Raw genomic sequence first — 2,596 nt, forward strand, 5'->3', positions numbered from 1 at the left:
GGCGGGCCGGCTCCGCGGCCGCCCCCCGCTGACCCGCCGGTCCTCCCCGCCGGCCCTCGCCGTGCGGACCGCGGTGTGACCCGCGCCCGCCGGGCGGCCCGCCGTGTCGCCCGTGCCGCCGCGGGCCGGGCCGATAGCATTCCGGGCGGCGCCGCCCCCACCTGGCGGCACGGCGCCCCTGGTGTCATCCGCCGTCCGGCGGGAACGAGGACACCGACGACGACGCCGCTCTGGATCGGCCGGACTGGAGACGACGCAATGCCGCCACGCACCTTCCTCAGAACCGCCCTGAAACGCACCCTCCTCGGGATGCTCGCCGCCGAGGCGGTGGTGATCGGCGGGCTGGTCGCCGTCGACACCTGGCGCAAGCGGGTGCGCCCGCGCCGGGTCTCCTTCCCGCGCTCGGCGCCCAAGGAGCTGCCGGTCGGCGACACCGTCGTCACCACCTACGCCTACGGCGAGGACGTCTACACCGACATGCTCGCCGCCATCCAGGGGGCGAAGCGGCGCATCCTCTTCGAGTCCTACATCATCAAGGGCGACGCCCTGGGGCGCCGGTTCAAGCGGGCGCTGATCGACGCCGCCCACCGGGGGGTCGAGGTCTACGTCATCTACGACGGGTTCGCCAACCTGGTGGTGCCGCGGTCGTTCTTCGACTTCCCGCCGTCGGTGCACGTCATCCGCTACCCGGCGTTCCGCCCCGGGGTGCTGCTGCTCAACGTCCGCAAGTCGGGGCGCGACCACCGCAAGATCCTCACCGTGGACGGCGAGATCGGCTTCGTCGGCGGGTTCAACATCGGGTCGGCCTACGCCACCACCTGGCGCGACACCCACCTGCGGCTGACCGGCCCGGCCACCTGGGAGCTGGAGAACGCGTTCTGCGACTTCTGGAACGCCAACCGCGGCAGCGGGCAGCCCGACCTGACCGACATCGGCGCCGCCGACTGGGACTCCCGCATCCGCGCCCACCGCAACGTGCCCGAGCAGCTGATCTACCCCATCCGGGCGATGTACCTGGAGGCCATCGACCGGGCCAAGGACCACATCTACATCACCCAGGCGTACTTCATCCCCGACCGCGAGATCCTGCGCGCGCTCATCTCGGCGGCCCGGCGCGGGGTGGACGTGCGCATCCTCGTCCCGGAGAACTCCAACCACGTCGTGGCCGACTGGCTGTCGCGCGGGTTCTACTCGGCGCTGCTGCGCGGCGGCGTGCGGCTGCTGCTGTTCCAGAACGCCATGGTGCACGCCAAGACGGCCACGATCGACGGCCAGTGGTCCACCATCGGCACCGCCAACGTCGACCGGCTCAGCCTCACCGGCAACTACGAGATCAACGTCGAGATCTTCGACGACGGGGTGGCCGACCACCTCGCCGAGGTGTTCGCCAACGACAGCACCAACACCCGGCGGCTCACCCGCGAGGAGTGGGCGTCGCGCCCGTTCGTCGCCAAGCTCAGCGAGCTGATCCTCACCCCGCTGCGCCCCCTGCTGTGAGCCCGGCCCCGGCGGGGCCGGGGCGCCGCCCGTCCGGCCGCCGCCCCCGCGCGGCTGCCGGCGGGGGCGGCGGGACGAATCCCGGTCAGCGGACCGTGGTGCGGGTGAGGGAGAGCTGGCGGGTCTCCCGGACCAGGGTCAGGACCGTGATCAGGCCGATCACGGCGACCCCCATCAGGTAGTACGCCGGGGTGACCGGGCTGCCGGAGGACGCCACCAGCCACGTCGCCACGAACGGGCAGCGCATCCGCGACCTGGAGCGGGAGCTGGGCGTGCGGCTGTTCGACCGGGGCCGCCGGCGCGTGCGCCCCACCGAGGCCGGGGCCCTGCTGCTGGAGCACGCGCGCCCGGTCCTGGAGAGCGCGGAGTCGGCGCACGAGGCGATGCGCCGCATCCGGCCGGGCGAGAGCGGGGTGCTGCGCGCGGGCATCCCGCCCGACACCATGCCCGCCACCCTGCGCACCCTGCTGGCGCGGTTCGCCGAGCCGGCCCCCGACGTCCTGGTGGACCTGCACGAACTCACCACCGACGAGCAGCTCGCCGCCCTGCGCGAAGGCGCCCTGGACGCCGGCATGGTCCGCCACCCCTCCGCCACCACCGGCCTGGAGTCGGGCCCGGTGGCCGGGCGCCCCCTCGGCGTGCCGCTGCCCGCCGAGCACCCATCGCGGCGGTCCCGGCGGTGCGGCTGCGCCGCCTCGACGGCCTGCCGCTGGTGGTCTTCCCGCGCGCCATGGCGCCGATGCTCTACGACCACGTCCTCGCGGTCTGCCGCTCGGAGGGGTTCCGGCCCGGCGCGATCCGGCGCGCCCGCAACCCGCACTTCGTCAACGGGCTCGTGCTGGGCGGGCGCGGCGTCCACTTCAACGAGCACCACGCCGGCGGGCTGTCCGAGGGCCTGGTCTGGCGCCCGCTGGAGGGCGACCCGCTGGCCTGGCGCACCTCGGTGGTGTGGCCGCCGCGGCGCCGGCACGCCAGCGTCGACGCGTTCCTCGCCGCCGCGTCGGCCGGCCTGGAGGCCGCCGGGCACACCGCGGCGGCCGGAGCGGGGCCGCCCCGGCCGCCGGCGGCGTGACCGCGCCCGCGCCCCGGGGACGCGGGC

2 protein-coding genes and 1 pseudogene are annotated in these 2,596 nt (G+C 75.2%); 2 read left to right on the plus strand and 1 reads right to left on the minus strand.

Annotated elements, in window-relative coordinates; translation table 11 throughout:
• The first annotated feature begins 258 nt into the window (after positions 1–258).
• Positions 259–1,497 (plus strand): phospholipase D-like domain-containing protein, encoded by a 1,239-nt coding sequence (locus NT8_RS27865; RefSeq protein WP_067976018.1) that lies wholly within the window; start codon positions 259–261, stop codon positions 1,495–1,497.
• Between the two features lie 85 nt (positions 1,498–1,582).
• On the opposite strand, the gene NT8_RS31395 is transcribed toward NT8_RS27865, so the two are convergent.
• Positions 1,583–1,714 carry a hypothetical protein gene (locus NT8_RS31395; protein WP_281203545.1) on the minus strand — a complete coding sequence of 44 codons (132 nt, stop codon included), beginning with the start codon at positions 1,712–1,714 and terminating at the stop codon, positions 1,583–1,585.
• A 55-nt stretch (positions 1,715–1,769) separates the two neighbouring features.
• Here NT8_RS31395 and NT8_RS27870 point away from each other — a divergent pair.
• Positions 1,770–2,569 (plus strand): annotated as a pseudogene (locus NT8_RS27870) (LysR substrate-binding domain-containing protein).
• The last annotated feature ends 27 nt before the right edge of the window (positions 2,570–2,596 follow it).

It is taken from the genome of Nocardiopsis trehalosi NBRC 14201 (assembly GCF_001552555.1).
Classification (GTDB): Bacteria; Actinomycetota; Actinomycetes; order Streptosporangiales; family Streptosporangiaceae; genus Nocardiopsis_B; species Nocardiopsis_B trehalosi.

Excerpts from the sequence above, each read along its gene's own strand:
- NT8_RS27865 (WP_067976018.1), top strand. The coding sequence starts at position 259 with ATGCCGCCACGCACCTTCCTCAGAACCGCCCTGAAACGCACCCTCCTC.